A 21,640-nucleotide genomic window follows, 5' to 3' on the forward strand; every position below is an offset into this window, starting at 1 on the left:
GAGGAGAACGCCACACCGCCGTTACCTACCCCTACACAAGATCAGATGAATCGACCGAGCGAAAGGTGCTAGCTTAAGAAATTCCAAGAAAGGGAAGCCTGATGATTGTATGGGTTCTAGGGCGAGAGTGATCAGGCCGCGAATTGCCCCAATGATTTTGTGACACGTGAAAAGCCTTTCGCTCTATTATTGCTGGACCGAATGAGGATGAACCATGGAAAAAAATCGTGGTTAGTCCATGCGGCGAATCCACCCTCCAAGATAATCACGTTTTTGATGCCTGCGGGCTGAAAGATGCTCACGCCGATTGCAAAGTGGGCCCCGCTTAGGCTGCGATCGTGGGTCAATTCGCCTATGTGGTGGGAGTGCGATCAATGGTGACGGCATCTCGTCGATTACGGCCTTTGGAGTTCGATTAGAGCTTCGCAGATTCGGTTCGTTGCATTCCCTCCACCATATAGCTGAGGTGCATCTTTTCTAGGTAATTCGACGAATTCTTCAACGATTGAATCTAGTTGGAGCATCTCTGTTGCACTGACAAGGCGATTCCAGCCAGCGTCAACTAGCTCGACCCATTCTGTTTCATCGCGCAGAGTCAGACAGGGAACCTGAGCGAAAAACGCTTCTTTCTGAACGCCACCGGAGTCGGTAACAATGGCAGCAGCGTTCTTTTGAAGCTGTAGCATGTCCAAATATCCCACGGGATCGATCAGGCGTACGTTCTCAGGTGGCGTTAGTTCCATGCGATTCATTGCTGCTTTGGTCCGTGGATGAAGCGGCAAAATGACTTCCCATTTGCGACCTAGTGAGGCGAGGCCGTTGAATACTTGACGGAGACGTTCTGGATCGTCGACGTTTTCAGCGCGATGAACCGTCGCGAGAATGTACGCACCGCCAGTAAGTTTCCATGTGTCAACGATGTTTTCTCCATGGATAGGTCGACTCGCGTAGTACTGAAAGACGTCTTGCATGACATCTCCGACAACACGAATTTTTGAGTCGTCGATCCCTTCTCGCTGCAAATTGCGAAGGGCTTGTTCTGTGGGCGCGAAAAGGATGTCAGAGATATGGTCTGTAAGTATCCGATTCGTTTCTTCAGGCATTCTTTTATTGAAAGAGCGTAACCCTGCTTCTACGTGAGCAATCGGTATGTGTAATTTCGAAGCTGCCAATGCACCAGCTAGAGTTGAGTTTGTATCACCGTACACCAGCATCCAGTCTGGTCGATTATCCAGAAGGATCTCTTCGATTCGTTCAAGCATTCTACCGGTCTGCAGGCCATGACTGCCTGAGCCGATGTCGAGATTGTAGTCTGGAATGGGAATGTCGAGCTCTCGAAAAAACACGCCTGACAAATTGTCGTCATAGTGCTGCCCTGTGTGAACAAGTCTCTCCTGAATGTCAGGAAATGTGCGTAATACACGTGACAATGCGGCCGCTTTAACAAACTGAGGTCTCGCGCCAACGATCGTAACGATATTCACTCTTGCTCATTCCTCGACGAATTCAAATTGTTTCAGACGTAAAACGTGATCAGTAACTATTGGGAAAATGTCAGGTCATTGATCGCATGGTAGATACGAGCGATACATTACGTGAAAGCCGTTCAACGCCGATGGTCCTCTTGTCTAAAATTATCGAGAATTGATGGATGGCTCTAAAATCACGCCCAGTTCTCGATAAAGTTCAATATAGTTTGTCGCGACCGATTCCCAGGTATACTCGATGCCCAGAGCTGAACTGGCCTTCTTCATGGTTTTCAGTTCTTTTTGATTGCCTAACAGACCTTCCATTCGCTTGACCAAATCTTCCGCAGAGATCCCGGCTGGGACAGTAATTCCAGATCCTGTTTCGCGAACTCTTTCCGCAATGGAAAAACCGTCCGTCGCAACGATGCCAAGCCCAGCAGCAAGGTATTGGAAAATCTTATTGGGACTGGCATTTGGGACTTCTTCTTTGAGGAACCAGATGCCGATGTCAGCTCTCGCCGTTCTCTCGAAAACTTCGCCTTGAGGGATCTCATGAAGCCATTCGAATCGACAACCAAACTCTTGCGATAGCTCCGTGAGTTGAGCATCGTAATGTTCCGACTTGGGTCCTCGCAATTTGCCTGCGATTTGGAAACCGATCGTTGGATAGGCACGAAGCAAGAGCCAAGCAATGTTGATCATTAGCTCGACATCACGATCATGCGTGTCGAGACTGCCAAAATAGATGATCGTTAAGAGGTCGCTAGGGGTTTCGTCGGATTGGAATACCTCGGATCGCTGATAGTTCGGAACGATCTTGTAAGGCACTTTCTCTGATGGAAGGACATCTCGGCAAACGCCCACTGCGCCGTCTAAAAGCGGATAGAAAAGTCGGTAGTAAAGCTTGGCAATCGTTCCAAAGAAGCCGGGCATTTGTGAGAAGTATTCGTGAACGTCAAACACGACTTTCGAGCCAAGCCCGTACTTTAGGAACGGTACAAGAGGAAGCAATGGCAAGTCGTGAATGTGAACGAGATCCGGCCGGGAACGCCGGGCTTCAAAAAAGCACCACCTCAAGAAATTCAAGTATCGAAACACATTCGTTCCAAATACCTGAGACTTAGTGCGATGAACTAACGTTACGTGGTCTTCGTGAGACAGCGGCCAGGCATAGTCGTCGGGCGATTGGTTGATGTAAGTCAACTCGCAGTCGTATTTCGACAGAGTGTGTGCGTGATTAAAAATCCGAGTATCGTACAGCGGGTGTACACTCAGAAGGACGACCTTCTGCATCAGCTTTCTGGCGAAATAGAACTCTCGAAAATAGCTCGCTCCGGCACCCTACCAGTACGAGATTCCCAGTGGTAGTTTAGCATCTTAGGGTGATGATCCGTCTGTCGACAAGCCTGCTGAACGTCGGCTGACTACAGAATTATTATTGCATAAGTGTTGCGTGTGTTGTAAGGGAAGTTTCCATGAAAATTGGTATCGCGGCGCTGCTGATCCACCCAAAGCGTCAAGGGGGACCTGAGACATACGCCCGTCGATTACTAGAGGGACTGCAGCGAGTTGATCGACGGAACCAATACGTGGTTTTTGTGGCAAGCGGTTCCGATTTCAAACCGGAGGCTGACAACTTTCGAGTGCAGTTTGTTCCAGCGCCGGTTGCGAATCCCTATCTGAGGGTGGCCTGGGATCATACATTTTTCAGTCGGTATTTGATGCAGCATGATCTCGACCTTACGCATTTCCTGGGATCGATTCTGCCACGCAATTATCGAAGGGACTCCGTAGTCACGATTCATGACACTCTGAGGTTTCAGGTTCCCAAGGCCTCGCCATATTTGTTGGCTCGCTATTACGACTGGAATCATGACTTAATTCGACACCGCGAAACGCCTGTCATTTCTGTGTCGCACGCGGACTGCGCTGTGATGGCAGAGAACTGTCAAATAAGTACCGACCGGATGTACGTTACACCCTTGGGCGTGGATGAGCGGTTTCTTCAGCTTAAAGAAGCGGATAACGAAAAGTCCGGAATTGTGTGGATTGGAAAGAACTACGTCCATAAAAACGTGCGGACATTGATCGAGGCGTATGCGTTATTGAACAAACGACGAAGGGCACCTCGGCTTCGTTTAATTGGCCTTTCTGATGCCGAAGTGAATCAAGTGAGGAAATGGTGCCTCGAGTCTGAGATTCCTGACGAGCAGGTAAGCCTGGAGGGACCGGTTCAGCATGATGAAGTTCCTGGCATTCTTCGAAGTGCTGAGTTGCTATGTTTCCCTTCGATTTATGAAAGCTTTGGGTTGCCTGTGATCGAGGCAATGGCAAGCGGCACTGCTGTGGTGTGCAGCTCGCTGCCATGCTTTCGAGAGTTGTTTGGGAGTCACGTGGAATACTGCGAACCAACGTCAGCGCAACAATACGCGGACGCTATGGAGCGGCTGCTTGTCGACAAAGATTTCCGCAAGATGCGAGAAAAGGCTGGCTTGCATCACGCGGCAAATTTCACTTGGGACGCGTGTGCGAAGAAAACTGTCGAAGTTTACGAGGCAATTGGAGAGCGAAGTACAAGCAACGGGTGAGCAAGCTATGTACTTTTCGCTATTGATAGAATCGCGAGATTTTACGAACGATTCTTTCAACTTTCCGTTCACTGAGGCCAGGGTAAATAGGAAGAGCAAGCGTTTCCTGAGATGCTTGCCAGGAAACGTCACAGGGTTCGGCTCGGCACTTTCCGAAAAAGCACGGCTGTCTGTCTAACGGGAGGGGATAGTAGATTCCGGTTTGAATTTGTGCTGTTTGCAGGGAAGCTCTCAATGCATCTCGGTTCTCGGCACGAATCACGAATTGGTTGTAAACATGTTTGCAATTGGAAGCTTCACCAGGAAGAGCAACTTTATCCTGCAGGACTGGACCGGCCTCTTCAAAGTAACGTCGATAGCTCGTCGCGATGGCTTGACGCTGCTCTGTCCATGCATCGAGATGACTTAGTTTGACTTTCAGGATTGCCGCCTGAACGGAATCGAGGCGAAAATTACCTCCAAGGTATTCGTGAAAGTACTTTCGGTGAGCTCCATGAGTTCGTATTGCTCGAACTCGATCGGCTTTAGTTTCATCTGACGTCGTTACAAGGCCGCCATCCCCGATGCCTCCCAGGTTTTTAGAGGGGAAAAAACTAAAGCAACCGTAGTCGCCGTGGGCTCCAACGCGACGTGAATCATGATCTGCTCCCATGGCCTGCGCGGCGTCTTCGATGACCGTCAAGTCATGTTCACGAGCGATCTTCATGATGGATGTCATATCTGCGGATTGTCCATAAAGATGGACAGGCACGATCGCTTTCGTGCGTTCGGTGATTGCTTGCTCGATACGGTTGGGATCGATATTAAAGGTTTTCGGGCAGATGTCGACAAAGACAGGAGTCGCACCAACACGAGTAATCGCACTGCCTGTGGCGATGAAAGAGTAGGCTGGAGCAATGACTTCATCGCCAGGCCCGATTTCTTCAGCCATCAATGCAACTAAGATCGCATCGGTGCCTGAGGAAACACCGATTGCGTGAGTTACGCCGCAATAATTTGAAATAAGATTCTCAAACTCCGTAACCTCTTGGCCCAAGATGAACTGGTCTGAATCAAGCACTCTGTTGAAAGCGGTCAGGAATTCATCACGAAGAAAAGCATGCTGATAGGACAGATCCAACAGTGGGATCCCGTGTTCGCTTTCGTTTTTCGCTTCTGCTTTCGAATCGACCCGCAGTGTGCTCATTTCAGGATTCTCCACCATTTGAGGCTACGATTGAAGCACGACGCCATGGCTGTTCAACAGGTAAGTCGATTCGCACTTTTCACACGTCGCTACGCCATCGTGGAAAGTCAATTTCGCTTCGGCGCAGCGACACATCCACCCAGTTTGCTTTGCGGGAACTCCCGTGACTAAAGCAAAGTCAGGAACGTCTTTGGTGATGACCGCCCCAGCACCCACAAACGCATAAGTCCCTATCGTTGCACCACAGACGATGGTGCAATTGGCTCCCAGGGTGGCCCCTTTTTTAATCAGTGTCTTGCGATACTCATTCTTTCGTGAGATCTCGCTTCTTGGATTCACGACGTTCGTGAATACGACAGATGGCCCGCAAAAGACATCATTCTCAATCGTTACACCATCGTAGACAGAAACGTTGTTCTGTATCTTGACTCTGTCGCCGATCTTCACGCTGTCGCTTACAAAAACGTTCTGGCCCAAAGAGCAGTTCTCGCCGATTTCAGCGTTGGGCATGACATGGGAGAAGTGCCAAATCTTTGTGCCTCTTCCAATTTTTGCTCCGTCATCAATGCATGATGTGTTGTGAGCGTAGTAGTCGCCATTCATGGCATTGATCGTGTTTTACTTAAGAGGCAACGATGGGATGAACAACTTCGTCCGGCTTTGATACTTTTTGGTGACGAATACTGTGCACTAACTCAATCCCAGGGCGAGCATCGTCAAGGCCGTAGCCTTCGCCATCGAGTACGCCTTGATAGACTCGCGTATGAAGGTCGGTAAATCCAGAGGATAAGTCAATTTCATTGCCATCAACGGTAATTGAGCGATAGGCATACTTGCCTGCCTCCACATGTCCGGCAGGAAGATCGCGTTGATCAACCGATAAAAACCATCGTACGGTGGCAGACTTGAGTCGAAGTACCCCAGACATGCGATTGGGCTCTGCGACATGCACATCAATTGTTTCTGCTTTGCCGAAAACCCACATCAGGAAGTCAAAGAAGTGGATTCCGATATTCATGGCCAAGCCACCAGAGCGTTCTTCGGTTCCTTTCCAGGAAGAATGATACCATGCTCCTCGGCGGGTCACGTAGGTCAAGCAAACATCATGCACTTGGGAGTTCTCTTCGCTTTGAATTTGATCGCGAAGTTCAACGACCGCCGGATGGTATCGAAGCTGAAGGACTGTATTGACTTTACAGCCAAATTCGTCTTCTAGACCCTGAAGTGCATCAAGGTTCCAGGGATTGATCACCAACGGTTTTTCGCAAATGGCATGGGCATGTATTCGCAAAGCCATGCGAACATGGGCATCGTGTAAGTAATTCGGAGAGCAAATAGAAACGTATTTTGCGGGTTCCTGATTTGTTTCGCGACGGAGTTTTTCAAGGTACCGATCGAACCGTTCGATCTCAGTAAAAAAGCGAGCTTGGGGGAAATAGCTGTCCAGGACACCGACAGAATCGTGCGGATCGACCGCGGCCAAAAGCTTTCCGCCGACCGCCTTAATGGCTGCGAGGTGTCGAGGTGCCACGAAACCAGCAGCACCGATCAATGCGAACGTTGGCGTACTGTCACTCATAGGAAGCCTTGTTGGCGAAGCGTCGACTGAAAATCGTCTAATGTGAATTGATCTATGGATACTACCGAAAAGACGAGTCGTGTTAATGTGATGGATACGACAGTGTGCTTACCGGGATCCTACGGCTATAGAGAGTGGCTGATCATAGCCAAGCAAATTCAGCTCCTCAATCGCTCGCCGCGGAAGTCATTAAATCTTCATCTTCGTAGCCACCGGAAGTACTGAGCTCTTAACTTTCCTCGCCTCAAAACTCACGATTTCTTCATGCGGGCTTAATGTGATTCACGTCGACTCGAGAACAATTGGCATTTTGGAAAGGGGCGATTAACGTCGACGGTATAAACTCCGAACTACGCGGTTGATGCGTAGGCACTGCTGAGTGAATTATCCCAAGTGTGCCACGATGTTTCAGGGACAGTTGAGCATATTCCTTGTTGTGCAGTTCTCATCGCGGCACCAACTGATCGATCGTCATGGAGACTTGCAGCGAAGTGTTTTCATTGGACTGGCAACTAGTTTAGATCATGGCAACCGACGCAGATGTCATTAGACCGACGCCCGAAGAAGCGATTTCAGTAACCGTTATTGAGTCTAACGCAGGTTGGTTCGATCTCGACTTTAAAGAGCTTTGGCGATACCGAGAATTGCTGCTTCTCCTTGCATGGCGCGATGTCGCAGTTCGCTACAAGCAAACCGAGCTTGGGATTGTCTGGGTGCTTTTACAGCCACTGCTCACTACTGGAATTTTTGCAGTGCTGTTCCAGTTGCTATTAGGTGTTGGGGACAAGATGAGTCCCAGTGGTGTGCCGTACTTCGTGTCAACATTTTGTGCGATGTTGCCATGGCAGTTGTTTGCCGAATCACTAACCCGATCAGGTACGTGCATCATTCAAAACGCGAGCATGCTTCAGAAGATTTATTTTCCACGGTTAGTGCTTCCGCTTTCTGCAACGATTGGCTGCTTGGTAGACTTCGCGATCGCATTGTTAGCACTTGCATGCCTGATGGCCTTTTATGGTGTTGTGCCATCGATCGCGGTACTGACTCTTCCATTCTTTATTCTATTGGCTTTGATGGCATCGATGGCGATGGGATTATGGCTCTCCTCGCTATCCGCGATGTACCGCGACTTTTTGTACGTACAGCCATTTCTTATTCGAGTCGGCATGTTTGTCAGTCCAGTGATTTATTCCACCGCGTCGCTCGAACAAAAGCTACCTGGCTGGGCTTTGGTCATTTACGGCCTGAACCCCATGGCCGGAGCGATTGAAGGGTTTCGTTGGGCTCTTCTCGGTCATGGTCAATTTTCCCCGTTGGTGATCATTCCCTCGGTCATTTCCACGTTGTTTGTGCTGCTAAGTGGCATGTGGTACTTCAGTCGCATGGAACAACAAGTTGTTGATGTGGTTTAGTTGTTTGGTTATCTGCCTACTCGTCACTAATTTTGGGAAGTTGCTTTTTTATGTCAGATGTCGTCATTCAAGCTGAACACCTAAGCAAAAGGTATCAGCTTGGGCAAAGACAATCTTATGCAACTTTTAGGGAGCTCATTCGGTGGGGAGCTCAAATGCCTACACGTGCGTTACGTAAAAGCGTAGACGGAATTCGCGGCCAAAATTCCGTAGATGAAACGCACAGTAAGCGTGAAGTATGGGCGCTGAAGGATGCCACGTTTCAGATTCGTCGCGGCGAAGTTGTTGGAGTAATTGGAAGAAACGGTGCCGGAAAAAGTACGTTACTAAAAATCCTCACTCGTATTACGAAGCCAACAAGCGGTAGGGCTGAAATCCGCGGCCGTGTCGGCAGTTTGCTTGAGGTAGGGACAGGCTTCCATCCAGAACTTTCGGGACGCGAAAACATTTTTTTTAACGGCGTTATTCTTGGGATGCGACGCCAGGAAATCATTCAAAAGTTCGACGAGATCGTTGAGTTCTCAGGTGTTGAAAAGTTCCTCGATACGCCTGTTAAACGATATTCCAGCGGAATGCGAGTTCGCTTGGCGTTTGCCGTTGCTGCGCATCTTCATCCAGAGATTCTTTTAATTGATGAAGTCTTGGCGGTAGGGGATGCCGAATTTCAAAAGCGTTGCCTCGGAAAGATGCAAGACGTGGCTACAAGCGGGCGAACCGTAATTTTCGTCAGCCATAACATGGGAGCCATACAGTCGCTTTGCTCGCGATGCTTTACACTAAAAAATGGTTCTATCGATTTCGTTGGTGAACCTATAGAAGCAGTTGATCGTTACTTGGCCAATTCTCAAGAGTTTGAATCTGAAATTGATTTAGCTATTTTGCCTCGCGACTCTAGGTCAACGTCTTCCGTTTTTCAGCGGGTGTCGATCGCAGTAAATGGAGTTAGGTCCGGATATATGAACACCGGCGACTCTATTTCATTCAAACTAAAGCTGAGAATCCCAGATCAAACCCTCGGCGCTCGATTAGCAATTGGAATTTCGAATTTTGCAGGTCATCGGATTTTCACTCTTGATACACGGTCTTCTGATGTGTCAGTAGAGTTTACGCCCGGCGAAACGTGCATCGAATGTGACTTGCCTTCGCTCTTTCTGGCGCCAGGTGCGTACACGGCAACTCTCTATTTTAACACTTCCGCTGGTCACTGCGATCATCTAGTCGATGTGATCGGGTTTGGCGTTCGCGCAGTTAAATCGCAGGCATCTACGGTAATTCCTAAACTGGTAGGTGATTGGTTAATTCCAGCGAATTGGCATTTAGCGTCGGATGTGATCAGTCGCTCAAGTCCTAGTGCTGCCAAAACAAATTCCAGGTAAATAAAGAAGCCAAAGCTGCCCATAGGCCAGTCGTCAGACATCTGCAGAAGATAACATCCATGCAATTGCCTCAGCCCCTTACCGATCAAGTTGAAGAGGCAATTAAGAAACTGGACCTATGGGTAAGGCGACGTGATTTCAAAGGATACGATCCTTATGACCTCGCCGAATTGCAACGCTGTTGGGGTAATCGCGTCTCTCGCATTCCCTTGGCGGACCGGATTTCCGGCATTGTTATTCGATTAATGTGGCCCTATGAAGCCGGACGAAGGGTTTTAGGGGCAAAGCCCACATATAACGCCAAAGGCTTGGGGCTTTTTTTGCAGGCTTACTGCAATCTATTTCGCGTCACGCAGATCAACGAGTTTCGTGACGTAGCTATCACCATTGGTGAGAAACTACTCGAGCTAAGTCTTGCACCTAAGTATCCTTTTGGCTGGGGGCATACTTTTGACTGGCAAAGCCGTGTGTTTTTTCCAGCAGGTACGCCATTCGGCACGATCTGTTGCGAAGTTGGGCAGGGGTTCTGCGAATTATTCGCAATCACCAACGACGAACAATGGCTGGATACGGTTGTTGGCATTTCGAAGCACCTGACAACGAACCATCGTATGGACTACTCGGTGGAGCAAGATGCTGTTTGCTTTAGTTATTCACCAATTGATGACTTTCACGTTCACAACGCCAATCTGTTAATTGGCAGTTTCCTGGCTCGCGTCGGAAAATTGACATCGAATGCGCACTTTACGAATGTTTCACGGATGTGCGTTAACTATGCATTGAATGAAATGGACGAGGATGGCGGTCTCAATTATTGGGCGAAAGACCAGACAATTAAGAATCATCAGGACAACTATCATACAGGATTTGAGGTAAGAAGTTTGCTGATGATTGGTCAGCAATCCAATGACCGAAATGCGTTTCAAGCAGCCCTCCGGAGATATGACTACTATGTCGCGAATTTCATTGGACGAGAAGGGCAGCCGAGGCGAAGTCCACAATTGGACGAGTTAATTGACATACATGGATGTGCAGAAGCATTACTTGTTCATACTGCCATGTTGCATTTTCACGAAGATGCGTACGGCCATCTGCTGAATTCACTCCGATGGGTTCTCCACAATACGCAGAATCGCGACGGGTCGTATTGTTATCAATTGGTTCGCAAAAAAACGCATCACAGGTACGTTGCCAATCGAATGCCGTATATGCGATGGGGTCAGGCATGGATGTTGCTTGCATTGTCAAAGGTTCTAGAAGTCAATGCATGTAGTGATGGGTAGGGTAAAGCAGGAATAGTATGGGTATGTATATGGTAGTAGGTGGTTTTTGTGGGTTCTGTTAAGTTGTAATGAGTTATTGTTTGGCCACGCGATGTGTACTTGAAGAATGGAATTCGATGTCCAGGATAGTTGTTTTTTCTCGTTCCGATCTTTCTCGTGATCCCAGGGTCAAGCGGCAATTAAGCACGCTCTGCAACAGCCACGAAGTTATTCCGGTTGGATTCAATCCCCCTGTCGATGAGTTCAAGGAGGCGATAGACATCTCGGATGTCGTGATATTAGAGATCGCTGGAAAAAACAGGATTGAGAAGATTCGTTCTTTAGTGAAAGCGAAAGGGCTTTGGTCAGCGGGCAATATGTTGCTTGGGATTGTTTCCGAGCAATGGCTGATGGCGTTGCCGGTGATTGGATTTCATCTGCATACTCTTATCGAGACCCAAATTGTTCGCAGATCGCTGGTAAGGAAGTTACGGAGTAATAAGGCTGATTTAATTTTGGCAAATGACCTTTCGGCTTTGGCTGTCTGCGTTTGTGCTAAGGGGCATTCCAAGCTTCTGTTTGACGCCCACGAGTTTTCGCCTGAGCAGTTTCCCGGCGGACAGAAAGCAAGTGTGCAGAATCGCTACGCCACTTGGCTTCTTAAGAGGTATCTTCCCAAATGCGATCAAATAACAACTGTGTCGGAGGGCATCGCAGATGAGTACAGTCGGGTCTTTGGCATTGAACAGCCGCCGCTGATCAAGAATGCGAGAGGCTTTGAATCTTTAGAGCCGAAATTAACTCCAGGAGAAAAAATACGACTAGTCCATCATGGCGCAGCAAGCCGACATCGCAGCATTGAGCTATTGATCCAAGCAATGTCGCATTTGGATGAACGTTTCACTTTGGATTTATTTCTCGTCGGAAGTGATTCACAGTATCTCAATGAATTGAAATCCTTAGCCAGCGATGACCCAAGAATTCACTTTCAAGATCCAGTCAAATTCGATGATATTCCCAGAGTGCTGAATGGTTATGACTGCGGAATATCTTTATTGCCGCCGGTGTCTTTTAATCATGAGCATGCCCTGCCCAACAAGTTCTTTGAATTTGTACAGGGGCGGCTCTGTCTTGCCGTAGGGCCATCGCCGGAAATGGCACGACTTGTCAAGAGTTATGACTTGGGAGTTGTTACAGACGACTTTACGCCGCAGTCTCTGGCCACATCTCTTTCACAACTTAACGCCGAAAAGGTGATGCGTTACAAAGAAAATTCACATCGCGCCGCAAGAGAGTTGAGCGCTGAGCACGATATGAAGCGTTTGCGTGAGATCGTAGAGGGAGTACTCGCGGAATAGGCAAATTGCTGTGAGCAGGTGACGAATGAACGCCGTTTTCCGATTGTCTCGGAATACTTCCTCATTGTTACGCGGTCAGATGCCTGGATGAGTTAAAATATGAGCAAGTCATTCGTGCGATTGCAAAAAAATAAGGCTCGCCGCAAAGCCTTCCAGTTGAAGACCTTACGGCGAGCCTTATTTCAAAAGCGGAGAGAACGGGATTCGTTCGAGCCGTTCGCGCAAGTCGTTGTAAACAAGTGACTTAGGTCGAAGCTCTTGCCCCTGCAAGGATTTAGGGCTTATCAGCTGTTATGGCATAGAATACCGTCCTCTCACCTCTTGCGACGTGTTTTGGCACACTGTGCCATTCACTCTGTACTGGACGACTACGGGAATCATCCTGCCATAGGCGAGATGCAAGTAGCGTGAAGGGAAGGGTAGTCATGGACATAATCTCTTGGGAGATCTCCATGATTTCTTTTTCCGGTGGAATTCCTTCACCAAAGAATGGCCTCACATACTTGGTCCTGATCGTGGCCCGCATCTCGACGGTCCATCAGGATACGCGTAGCCTTGAAGATCAGATCGCAATCTGTTCCAAATGGTGTGAAGACAACCTTGATCAGAAATTCGTAGTCAAGGTCATTCAAAGCCGGGGAAGTGGCGAACTGCTTGATCGCACGGAACTGAATGAAATCGAAGAGGCGATCGAGTCAGGCCGATTTGATCTGTTCATGGCGGAGGACTTGGCTCGAATCTGTCGCCGAAATCGGGCGATTGATTTCTTGGAATTGGCCGAAGACCACGATACTCGGGTCGTAATGCTAAACGACAACTTAGACACCGTTAACGAGGATTGGCGCCTGAAAGCCAGCTTCGCGACGATGCACCATGAACAGTCGAATTCGGATACCTCTAAACGAATTACGCGAAGTATTCGAAACCGATTTCTTCAGGGGATGATCCAAACGGTACCGAAGGGGTATATCAAGCCTTTTCCCAAAGCTCTCGATGCGGATGTGACGAAGGATCCCGATGCAGAGCCGATCGTTATGGAGATCATTTCGCGACTTGAGAAGGGAGAGTCCTACTCGATGGTGGCGGATTTTCTCAACGAGAATCAAGTCCCGAAAGGTCCGTTTGGTCGCTCGAAAAAATGGACTGCAGCTGCTGTCTCGGGACTGATTCACAATCCAATTCTGAAGGGTATCCGGGAAGCAGGCCGTAAGATGGCCAAGCGGAACAATAAGTCTGGTAAACGACGCTCCGTAAAGGCTCCGCCAGAGAATCTTCAAGTCCGAAAAGTTCCGCATTTGGCTTACATTGATGCCGAGCGATATGACCGTCTCCTCCGAAAGCTCGACGCAAAGAACGCACCGTTTCGGCGCAAGAAGGTGAACGGCCGCGATTCTCGAGCCAACGTTCCCAAGAAACGCACGCGTTTTCCTGGTCAGCAAGTGTTCTGCGCTGTCTGCGGTCATCCAATGCAGTGGGGAGGGCATGGCCAAGTGGACCACATGGTTTGCAAGGGGGCTCGTGACTACCATTGCTGGCAAAGTGCGACCTTCGATGGGCTTCTTGCATCTGCGAAGATTCTGACGGCTGTCTATGAAGTATGCGACAAGTTGCCGAATTTCCCAGAAACGCTTCAGAACCAAGTGCGAGATGAATTTCAAGCTCTGACTAACACGCGAGAGTCAGAGCGGAACCAGATTGAAAAGCGGATCGACAAGCTTACACGTGACCTGAATCGCTTGGTCGAGTTCATTCTGAATGGCAAGGGCTCTGACTTTGTTTCCCAGAAGATTGCTGAAACCGAGGCCGAGTTGGAGCAGGCGAAGTTAGAACTGCAAGAACTAGAGTCACGTCCTAGCGTGGCGCCGGTGCTTCCGACTTCCGATCAGGTACGAGAACTAGCCAAGGAGGCGATCGCCAAAGGTTCGGTGTGTCCATATGAACTTAGCCGAGTGATGCGCAAGTTGATCCCACGTATCGAGGCTCATCCCATGCGTCTCTGCGACGGCGGGGCGATCGTCATTCGCGCGAAGTTTCAGCTGAATCTATGTTCGTTGGTTCCTGGATTGAACGACCTTACGTTGGCGCGAGAAGTCATGACGCCGTCGCTTGAGGTGGACCTGTTCGAGCCAGTTCAGCGTGAAGCGTTTCGAGAGCGTGTTATCGCGCTCCGAGACGGGGGCATGAAACAACGCGACATTGCCGCCGAACTAGGGATCACCCTGCCAGCGGTGCAGAATGCAGCCAAATTGCAGGCTGAAATGGATTCAATGGGCCTGCAAGATCCATACATCCCGGTGACCGAGGCTCCGATGAACCTCAATCGTATGCGACGGCACTTGCATCCGCGATTTGAGTTTCAAACCTATGAACCTGGCAATCAGGACTAATCTCTTTGCCAAACAATTCGATGTTTCCTCTAAGCCCACGGTGAACTTCTCCGGGGGCTTTTTTATGCGCATAATTCAGTTGGAGGACCTATGTCAGAGAACAGGCCGAATAATTCGACCGACAACAGTCATGCCACAGAACCCATTGCGAACGCAATGTCGCAGTTTATTCAACTGATTGCTAAGACGGTAGCTCGCCAGCTAAGCGAAGAGTTAGTCGCTGGCGATGATGATCAATTTGAACAATTGTAGCTGAAGACGCCATTCGACAGCAGAACTTGTTTTGTGGTATTCACCGCGATGATCGACATTCCCGCGGCCGGTTACCAGATGATTCATATCGCTTCCCTGGAACGATCTTAGATAGTAGACTTGGGGGATGGCGAGCAACTATCTTGCTACGTCCATTTTAACACATTAATGGAATACGTTATTCATGAACGGCTGACCCAACGTCGGCCAGACATCTCGATATGACGCGTGAGCGTTGGAAAACTGCTTCGTCCCGAAACCGCCAACTTGAGCCCTCGGGCTCTCGAACGACAGAAAGCAGCAACCTGTACCGCGTCCCCGAAAGGGGACGTCGGCCGGGTGCTGTTCTGTCGTGCCTCTTGGCGGAGGTCGGGACGAGCGGACTTGGTTCGGCGTCCCTTTTTCTATGCGTCGAGCCATCTTCCTCCGCTTGCGTGATCCCTAACTCTCTTATCCTTGAGGAGCGATCATGCGAAACAATTGGGTGCCTGCGGGCCATGAGTCTTACCTGGCCAGATCGATGGCTTTGCTTTTGGGGGCCCTGGGGGGCATTGCCAGTCTGCTTGTTTCGGAGCCGGTCGTGGCCGCGCCACCGGCACTTCCCCAGGAGTACCGAACGCTGGCTGGCCACCTGGCCATGACCTTGAAGACGTCTCCTGACGAGTTCGAGGGACCCGGCAACCTGACCGAGACGCTGTCATCAGGGCATACGACGATCTTGTCCTTGAAGGACATCAAGTCTTCCGATCGGCAGATTGAATACATCACGCGGCAGACGGAAGCGTCGCTGGTGGAATGCCTTCAGCGGGCAGAGCGTCTTAATGCGCTTCCCAAGCCGCCAGGAACTGGGGAACTGATGGCCAATTCATTCATCGATGGGTTCATGGGGAATCCTGGTGGAGGATACGCTCGTGGGCTGGAAGCTGAGCAGATGCAGACAGCGATCAAGAATGAACTCTATCCCTTGTTTGCGGCGATGGAAAAGTTGGATGCCACCCACCAGATGTTGGTGCCAGTTGCCAAAAAGTATGCCGCGAATCTGACCTATCCCGCCAACCGCATCACGGTTGACCTGGATGAGTCCTGGGGACCGGTGGGCCCTTTTGATTGGCTTTACGTTCACAACCAAGGCCCGGCAATTCGCGACGCGACGGTGGTCGTGAAACTGACCGGTGCCGATGGCGCGACGCGTACGAACGTCCACTTCGTTCCAAACTGGGACGCCAATACCTGGCTCTATGGCCGCTATGAGGCAGGACTCCAAGCCCTGGGGAAGTCCGTTGGGAACACTACAGTCCCCGGGGTGAAGAAAGTCGAGGTGACCGTTTATTCTCCCAGTTTTTCGACGGCGGTCAGCTACACGTATGAAGGGGATGCCAGAGATAGCGATATCGCCAAGTACTGTAAGTCGTTGACGTTTACCGGACGGTATCAGCCCTACGTCACCAAGCGTTATTGGCCGGATACGAAGCGGGGTGTGGAGTTCACGCTGGATGGCCTAGAAGGCATTCCGCATTGCCAAGTCAAAGTGACCTTCTGGAAGGGGCTGCTCCAAAAAACCGAAACGTGGGAATTCGACGATTGGAAACGAGGCGACAAGAAGATGTTTCGCCCGAAACAGCCGCTGGAATCGGATCCTACCATGGCGACGATGGAAATTTCTTTTCCTGGGACGTCTTACCAGCATCGCTACTCCTACTACGTGACTCCCTAGCGGGGAGTATGGGGGCTTGGCGTTCTGCTTTGGGCCAGCAGAAAGGCGAACGCTCTGTCGTCCAATTTCATTCAGAGCACTCTTTAGGGGCGAGTAATGGAAGATGATTCGAAGAGGCAATGGTATGTAAAAACCCCGCAGGGGATTTACGGGCCATATACCTCGCTGCAGCTTAAGCAGTTTGGTGAGAAGGGCGATGTGCATGCCGGTTACCAGGTACGCAAAGGCCCGGATGGCGAATGGGTTGCTGCCGATAAGATTCGGGGCTTGAAAACGCGCGTTCCAGTCGCTGAGCCTGTGAAACCTCCGGTACCACCAGCACCTCATCCGTCGAGGGTGGCAAACCGTGCCCGTGCGTCGAGTACTTCTCCGTTGGCCTGGCTGGCCATTGTGGGCGTTCCGGTAGGTGCCGCACTGCTTGTTGGGACGATCATCGCCGTCACCAGTCAGTCGAATTCCAACTCGGAGGTGCCGGGAGTTAGCCGAAATACTGGGCAGCCCGTAGCGACCGATGAGCGTTCCTGGGCTCGTGATCGACAGGTGTCTTCGTCACCAGCCACGGTTGACGGAAACAACTCACCGATGTCGGTCCGCGAAATCGTTCAGGCGAATGAGCAGTCGGTCGTGCTTTTGCGTGGCGCTGTGGGAAGTGGAACCGGCTTCATTGTCGGGGATCAACTGCTGGTAACCAACAGTCATGTGGTCGCTGTCGCGGCACTCAATCCCGCCACCGGCGAGTTTAAGGATTTGCGAGCTTATAGCCCAGCAGCAAGTGCAGACCGTCGCGGTCCTTATCGCGTATCGCTTCTGTACGAGGATCCCGACTGGGACCTTGCCGTTCTCCGGATCTTGGATCGAGTCGACTTTCGCCCAGTAGTGATGGCCAAGAATTACCAGTTTCAGCGTGGGGAAGCGGTCACCATTATCGGAAACCCGGGTTTGTTCAACGGAGTCGAAACACTCGAGACAGCAGTAAGCACGGGCATTCTCAGTACAACGCATCCGCTCCAGGGGCGTGAGCACTATCAACTGGGAGCGTCCGTGAATGGAGGCAACTCGGGCGGTCCCGTTTTTGGCGAGGCGGGACAGGTGATTGGTGTGGTGAATGCCAAGTCCGTGTCCGAAGACGAGATCTCCTTCTGCATTCCCGTGCGTGAGGCGATTAGGGCGACAGCGGAAGCTCGCAGTATATCAGCAAGATCGCAACAGCTTATGTGGAAGGAGCATGAGAGCCGTGTCCCGAAGGCCATCGCCAATCTCGCGGTCCCTTCGGGATCCATTGTGACCATTGCCAACCCTCCTTGGTCCTTTGTATTTATTGCCAGTACGCCCGACGATCTCATCGCGGCTTCCGAATACGCTTACGCAGGCAACACGATCGGCATGCAGCAGATGATCGCTTCAGGACGGGTGATGATGGTCGATTCGGGGACGAAAGTGGAGGTCATCGACTCGAATATGTTCTGCGCCGTCAAGATTTTGAATGGCCTGTATGCCGGTCGAACCGGACTGGTTTCCATTAAATGTTTGAAGTAAGGGGAACACGGATGATGGATTTTTGGCAGGGATGTCTTCACTTTGTTTTGAGAAGGAGGATGTATGAAATCAATGCAACCTGGGAAATGGACACTGCAAATTGCCGGAGTCCTTAGCTTGGCTTGTCTATTCGGGGCGATCAGCTATCTCACGCTCAAGTCGGGACCAAGTCCTCCCGAGCTATCGACGGAGTCGACCTCACCAGAGGCGTCTCAGCGATCGGAGTCTGAGATGCGACAAGAGTTGTTCGACGATCATGTTTTCCCTGTCATTCGCCAGGCAGATTTGGCAAATCGTGCTGCCGCGGAGCGTTGTCTCGCCCGAATCCAGGAGTCATTTCAACGCTATCGACAAGGGGTAAAGCCATTTGCGGAAGATGTGACTGGGCTGGGAAGTAAGTGGGGGGTACTGCGACGGATGCCAGGCGATTGGATGACCGGATCGAATTCAGTCGAGGCATTCATCTCGGGCCAATTGGAAAAGCATGTATTCTCAGCGCAGGAGATCCAACGCGATATCGATGCTTCATTGGCCTTGTTTCGCGAAGATGTCGAAGCCAATCGCAATGTCATGCTCAGGAAGGTAAAAACAGCGACAGCGGGGCTTTCCTTGCCTGCGATACAGAATCTGAACACCCGGACGTTCTCGCAGCAGGTCACAGAGAAGGTTCGGGAGTTTTCCACGGAAACGGCGGCGGATGGCGTTACGGATTTGGTGGTGATTGAAGTGACCTCGGGTGTAGGCGGTTATGCCGTGGAACAAGTCTTCATGGCCATGCTGGTACGGATTGGCACGACCGCAGGAGGAGCGACCGTCGGAAGTGCTTCGGCGGGAAGTGCCCTCGGATCAACAGTCGGTCCATTGGGTACCGGTGTTGGTGTGGTCGCTGGTTTGATCGCGGGGCTGATCATTGACCAAGTGTTGGGGGAATACGCCAGGTCCGATGTTAGCAAGCAATTGTTGGAACTAATCGATCAAATCGAAGTCGCCGCGATTCATGGTCTCCCAGAATGTACGAATTCCGCGATAGATGCCTACCCTGGCCTGAAGCATGTTCTGCAAAATACATGTGACGAACTCAACCGGGCCAACCTGGAAATCTTAAAGCAATCGATTCTGGAGGTGAAAGCGTGAGAACTCGCCCCGTCTTGATTTTGGGCGTGGTACTTCTCGTTCTGCTTCTCGCGTCTCCTTGGCTTTTAGCGTCGCCCGCATCGACAATCTCTAAAACACTCATGCGGTTCTTCTCGAAAGAAGCGGTCGAAGAAGGATCCGAAAAACTCGCCAAAGAGGTTGGCCCGGAATTGCTACAGCGAGTTTCTGCCAAACTGGCTCGTGACGGGCGTGAGTCTGCAGTCGCCAAAGCGTCGGAATTGGCGGCGAAACATGGTCCTGATGTGGTCCGTGCTCTCGACAATGCTCCGGTACCCGCCAAGATCGTTCAGGCCCTTGGGGAATTACCTACGGAAGAAGTTTCGACAGCGGCTGCCCGACTGGCGAGTGGTCGTCGCGGTCAACAACTGGCCGAAGCGACTGAAGAGCTTGGTGCCCAGATGCTTCAGGCCGAAATCAAACATCCCGGCGTTGGAATGGAACTGGTCCGAGTTTGGCCAGACAGTGGAGCAGCGCTGGCGCGCCAGCTGAGTCGGGAAGAAGCTCTCACACTGGGAAAACACCTAGATGATTTGCAGAGCGTACCGCAAGAGCAGCGAGCAGGCCTCTTACAAGTCATTCAGAGCGACAAAGAGCGTTTCTTTGGCTGGCTCGGGAAATTCATCGAGGAGCATCCTGGCAAAACGATTGGATCAGCGACCTTCCTGGCGGCGTTCCTACCGAATTCGGAGCGAATTCTCGGTGGGGATCAAATCATCTTCGATGACAGCGGGAGTCCCATCGTGGTTCGAAAACCGGGACTTCTGGAAGCACCGCTCAATAAGCTCGCAGATTCCTTGGCGTTTGGTGCCCTATGGCTCGTCGGCGGAATCGGCGTCGTCGTAACCCTTTGGCTTGCCTTGAATCTCATTCTTCCTGCTTGGCAAAGCAACCGTCCGTAGCAGAACTTGGCAAATCCGAGTGCGGAATTGTGGGTGATCGCTTTGCTGATTTGTCTTGCTAAATTTTCGGATCAAACGTGGCATAACTAAGTGAGGGATATTATCTCCCGACATGTTTATGCCACCTCTGCCTTGGCTGAAATCAGGGGCTGGATTGGGCCGCCATCATTTCTCATTTGTCAGATCACCGCTGTGATCTTTGTCAATAGTTTTCAAAAGGAGGTTCTATGTCACATGTTGTCACGGTTCAGACAGAAGTACGCGATCTAGAGGCAATTCGCCAAGCAACGCGGCGTCTGCAATTACCAGAACCCACATTCGGTGAAGTCCAACTGTTTAGCGAACGCAAAACCGGTTGGGCGATCCAACTGCGAGACTGGCGATACCCTGTCGTCGCCAATCTTGAATGTGGTCGCCTCGACTATGACAACTATGCGGGCCGCTGGGGGCGGCAGCAAGAGCTCGACCAGTTTATCCAGCGGTACGCCGTCGAGGCCGCGGTCTTGCAGGCTCGTAAACAGGGTTACACGACCACCGAGCAGCCATTAACTGATGGCAGCATCAAACTTCTCATTCAAGTTGGAGGCGAAAATTAATCCGTGAAAGTGATCGAAATCATTGTCTCTCCCGAAGGAGAGTCCAAGCTGGAAACCCGGGGCTTTCAAGGGGCCGAGTGCCAGGAAGCCAGCCGCTTTCTGGAACTTGCCTTGGGCAGGAAAACGTCCGACACGGCAACGTCGGAATTTCATCAAACGAGCGTCCAGCAGCAAACCCAGCTGGAGCAGAAAGAGTAGGTAACCATTGACCGAGTTTCACAATCATAAACCACCCGATAACCAGGCATTGATCGATCGAGCACGCGTACTGGTGATCGTCGAAGGCACCAATGACATTGAGTTCTTGCGAAGGATCTCACTGACGCTTCATGTGATCAGTTCCGACCTGCCTAATCTGGCCGAGATGGAACAGCAAGGTCAACTCATTTTTGTTCCGTTCGGTGGCAATAACCTGCCAAGTTGGACCCACCGCTTCGCCGCTCTCGGTAAACCGGAGTTCTTCCTGTTGGACCATGAAGTCTCACCGGAGACCGAATCTCGCCAGGAAGCGGCCGAGATCATCAATCGGCGGCCTGGTTGCCGGGCTATCGTTACCCGCAAACGCAGTCTCGAAAACTACCTGCATCCGGATGCCATTCGCGATGCCGGAAAGATCGATGTGACGTTTGGCGACTTCGATCCCGTGGGAACGGTCGTCGCCAAAGCACTGTTTGAGTCGGGCATTTCCGACGAGCCATGGGAACTCCTCTCGCGGCGATCGAAAAGTCGTCTCACGAGCCGAGCGAAACGCTGGCTCAATACTACGGTTGCCAGCCAAATAACGGCAGAATTCCTTGAGCAGCGAGATCCCGATGGGGAAATCGCTTCTTGGCTCACCACCATCGGGCAATTGGCCCATTCTGTCTAACGC

The 21,640-nt window shown here is 50.9% G+C and carries 19 protein-coding genes; 13 read left to right on the top strand and 6 right to left on the bottom strand.

Annotated features, from left to right (window positions below):
* Nucleotides 1–395: 395 nt before the first annotated feature.
* Nucleotides 396–1,484, bottom strand: coding sequence for a non-hydrolyzing UDP-N-acetylglucosamine 2-epimerase (gene wecB, locus LA756_RS00120; protein WP_224437859.1), 1,089 nt, complete (start codon nt 1,482–1,484; stop codon nt 396–398).
* Nucleotides 1,485–1,634: 150 nt separating this feature from the next.
* Nucleotides 1,635–2,480, bottom strand: coding sequence for a glycosyltransferase (locus LA756_RS00125; RefSeq protein WP_224437860.1), 846 nt, complete (start codon nt 2,478–2,480; stop codon nt 1,635–1,637).
* A 464-nt stretch (nt 2,481–2,944) separates the two neighbouring features.
* Here LA756_RS00125 and LA756_RS00130 point away from each other — a divergent pair, with 464 nt between their 5' ends.
* Nucleotides 2,945–4,057, top strand: a complete 1,113-nt coding sequence (locus tag LA756_RS00130) for a glycosyltransferase family 1 protein (protein WP_224437861.1) — start codon at nt 2,945–2,947, stop codon at nt 4,055–4,057.
* Nucleotides 4,058–4,076: 19 nt separating this feature from the next.
* Here LA756_RS00130 and LA756_RS00135 read toward each other — a convergent pair whose 3' ends face one another.
* The 3 genes from LA756_RS00135 to LA756_RS00145 all read right to left on the bottom strand — a co-directional run bounded on the left by LA756_RS00135 (nt 4,077) and on the right by LA756_RS00145 (nt 6,822).
* Nucleotides 4,077–5,243: a DegT/DnrJ/EryC1/StrS aminotransferase family protein gene (locus tag LA756_RS00135; protein WP_224437862.1), complete on the bottom strand. Its 1,167-nt coding sequence runs from the start codon at nt 5,241–5,243 to the stop codon at nt 4,077–4,079.
* 24 nt (nt 5,244–5,267) lie between these two features.
* Complete coding sequence (locus LA756_RS00140; RefSeq protein WP_315858336.1) at nt 5,268–5,753, bottom strand: acyltransferase; 486 nt, start codon at nt 5,751–5,753, stop codon at nt 5,268–5,270.
* A gap of 112 nt (nt 5,754–5,865) precedes the next feature.
* Entirely contained in the window at nt 5,866–6,822 is a 957-nt protein-coding gene (locus LA756_RS00145) for a Gfo/Idh/MocA family oxidoreductase (protein ID WP_224437863.1), read from the bottom strand.
* Between the two features lie 524 nt (nt 6,823–7,346).
* On the opposite strand from LA756_RS00145, the gene LA756_RS00150 reads away from it, so the two are divergent.
* The 5 genes from LA756_RS00150 to LA756_RS00170 all read left to right on the top strand — a co-directional run bounded on the left by LA756_RS00150 (nt 7,347) and on the right by LA756_RS00170 (nt 14,617).
* A complete protein-coding gene (locus LA756_RS00150) occupies nt 7,347–8,234 on the top strand; it encodes an ABC transporter permease (RefSeq protein WP_224437864.1) in 888 nt (295 codons plus the stop codon).
* 155 nt (nt 8,235–8,389) lie between these two features.
* Nucleotides 8,390–9,610, top strand: a complete 1,221-nt coding sequence (locus LA756_RS00155) for a polysaccharide ABC transporter ATP-binding protein (RefSeq protein ID WP_224437865.1) — start codon at nt 8,390–8,392, stop codon at nt 9,608–9,610.
* A 59-nt stretch (nt 9,611–9,669) separates the two neighbouring features.
* Nucleotides 9,670–10,893: a hypothetical protein gene (locus tag LA756_RS00160; RefSeq protein WP_224437866.1), complete on the top strand. Its 1,224-nt coding sequence runs from the start codon at nt 9,670–9,672 to the stop codon at nt 10,891–10,893.
* A gap of 116 nt (nt 10,894–11,009) precedes the next feature.
* The gene (locus LA756_RS00165) at nt 11,010–12,230 is read left to right on the top strand and encodes a glycosyltransferase (protein ID WP_224437867.1); all 1,221 of its coding nucleotides are present in this window, start codon (nt 11,010–11,012) and stop codon (nt 12,228–12,230) included.
* 452 nt (nt 12,231–12,682) lie between these two features.
* A complete protein-coding gene (locus LA756_RS00170) occupies nt 12,683–14,617 on the top strand; it encodes a recombinase family protein (RefSeq protein ID WP_224437868.1) in 1,935 nt (644 codons plus the stop codon).
* Nucleotides 14,618–14,830: 213 nt separating this feature from the next.
* On the opposite strand, the gene LA756_RS27080 is transcribed toward LA756_RS00170, so the two are convergent.
* Complete coding sequence (locus tag LA756_RS27080) at nt 14,831–14,956, bottom strand: hypothetical protein (protein WP_261362067.1); 126 nt, start codon at nt 14,954–14,956, stop codon at nt 14,831–14,833.
* A gap of 382 nt (nt 14,957–15,338) precedes the next feature.
* Here LA756_RS27080 and LA756_RS00175 point away from each other — a divergent pair, with 382 nt between their 5' ends.
* From LA756_RS00175 to LA756_RS00205, 7 genes are all read left to right on the top strand, one after another.
* The gene (locus LA756_RS00175) at nt 15,339–16,583 is read left to right on the top strand and encodes a hypothetical protein (protein ID WP_224437869.1); all 1,245 of its coding nucleotides are present in this window, start codon (nt 15,339–15,341) and stop codon (nt 16,581–16,583) included.
* A 96-nt stretch (nt 16,584–16,679) separates the two neighbouring features.
* Nucleotides 16,680–18,119: a trypsin-like peptidase domain-containing protein gene (locus LA756_RS00180; RefSeq protein ID WP_224437870.1), complete on the top strand. Its 1,440-nt coding sequence runs from the start codon at nt 16,680–16,682 to the stop codon at nt 18,117–18,119.
* Nucleotides 18,120–18,182: 63 nt separating this feature from the next.
* Nucleotides 18,183–19,253: a hypothetical protein gene (locus LA756_RS00185; protein ID WP_224437871.1), complete on the top strand. Its 1,071-nt coding sequence runs from the start codon at nt 18,183–18,185 to the stop codon at nt 19,251–19,253.
* Nucleotides 19,250–20,173 (top strand): hypothetical protein, encoded by a 924-nt coding sequence (locus LA756_RS00190; protein ID WP_224437872.1) that lies wholly within the window; start codon nt 19,250–19,252, stop codon nt 20,171–20,173. The genes LA756_RS00185 and LA756_RS00190 overlap by 4 nt, the downstream gene beginning before the upstream one ends.
* Nucleotides 20,174–20,400: 227 nt before the next feature.
* The gene (locus LA756_RS00195) at nt 20,401–20,769 is read left to right on the top strand and encodes a DUF1257 domain-containing protein (RefSeq protein ID WP_224437873.1); all 369 of its coding nucleotides are present in this window, start codon (nt 20,401–20,403) and stop codon (nt 20,767–20,769) included.
* A gap of 3 nt (nt 20,770–20,772) precedes the next feature.
* Complete coding sequence (locus LA756_RS00200; protein ID WP_207397533.1) at nt 20,773–20,967, top strand: DUF2997 domain-containing protein; 195 nt, start codon at nt 20,773–20,775, stop codon at nt 20,965–20,967.
* Nucleotides 20,968–20,974: 7 nt separating this feature from the next.
* Nucleotides 20,975–21,637 (top strand): ATP-dependent endonuclease, encoded by a 663-nt coding sequence (locus LA756_RS00205; protein WP_224437874.1) that lies wholly within the window; start codon nt 20,975–20,977, stop codon nt 21,635–21,637.
* Nucleotides 21,638–21,640: the final 3 nt, after the last annotated feature.

Source organism: Bremerella sp. TYQ1, from assembly GCF_020150455.1.
Classification (GTDB): domain Bacteria; phylum Planctomycetota; class Planctomycetia; order Pirellulales; family Pirellulaceae; genus Bremerella; species Bremerella volcania_A.

Coding starts and splice junctions, on each gene's coding strand:
- LA756_RS00130 (WP_224437861.1), top strand. CDS start 2,945: ATGAAAATTGGTATCGCGGCGCTGCTGATCCACCCAAAGCGTCAAGGG.
- LA756_RS00135 (WP_224437862.1), bottom strand. CDS start 5,243: ATGAGCACACTGCGGGTCGATTCGAAAGCAGAAGCGAAAAACGAAAGC.
- LA756_RS00140 (WP_315858336.1), bottom strand. CDS start 5,753: ATGCCCAACGCTGAAATCGGCGAGAACTGCTCTTTGGGCCAGAACGTT.
- LA756_RS00145 (WP_224437863.1), bottom strand. CDS start 6,822: ATGAGTGACAGTACGCCAACGTTCGCATTGATCGGTGCTGCTGGTTTC.
- LA756_RS00150 (WP_224437864.1), top strand. CDS start 7,347: ATGGCAACCGACGCAGATGTCATTAGACCGACGCCCGAAGAAGCGATT.
- LA756_RS00155 (WP_224437865.1), top strand. CDS start 8,390: ATGCCTACACGTGCGTTACGTAAAAGCGTAGACGGAATTCGCGGCCAA.
- LA756_RS00160 (WP_224437866.1), top strand. CDS start 9,670: ATGCAATTGCCTCAGCCCCTTACCGATCAAGTTGAAGAGGCAATTAAG.
- LA756_RS00165 (WP_224437867.1), top strand. CDS start 11,010: ATGTCCAGGATAGTTGTTTTTTCTCGTTCCGATCTTTCTCGTGATCCC.
- LA756_RS00170 (WP_224437868.1), top strand. CDS start 12,683: ATGATTTCTTTTTCCGGTGGAATTCCTTCACCAAAGAATGGCCTCACA.
- LA756_RS27080 (WP_261362067.1), bottom strand. CDS start 14,956: ATGAATCATCTGGTAACCGGCCGCGGGAATGTCGATCATCGCGGTGAA.
- LA756_RS00175 (WP_224437869.1), top strand. CDS start 15,339: ATGCGAAACAATTGGGTGCCTGCGGGCCATGAGTCTTACCTGGCCAGA.
- LA756_RS00180 (WP_224437870.1), top strand. CDS start 16,680: ATGGAAGATGATTCGAAGAGGCAATGGTATGTAAAAACCCCGCAGGGG.
- LA756_RS00185 (WP_224437871.1), top strand. CDS start 18,183: ATGAAATCAATGCAACCTGGGAAATGGACACTGCAAATTGCCGGAGTC.
- LA756_RS00195 (WP_224437873.1), top strand. CDS start 20,401: ATGTCACATGTTGTCACGGTTCAGACAGAAGTACGCGATCTAGAGGCA.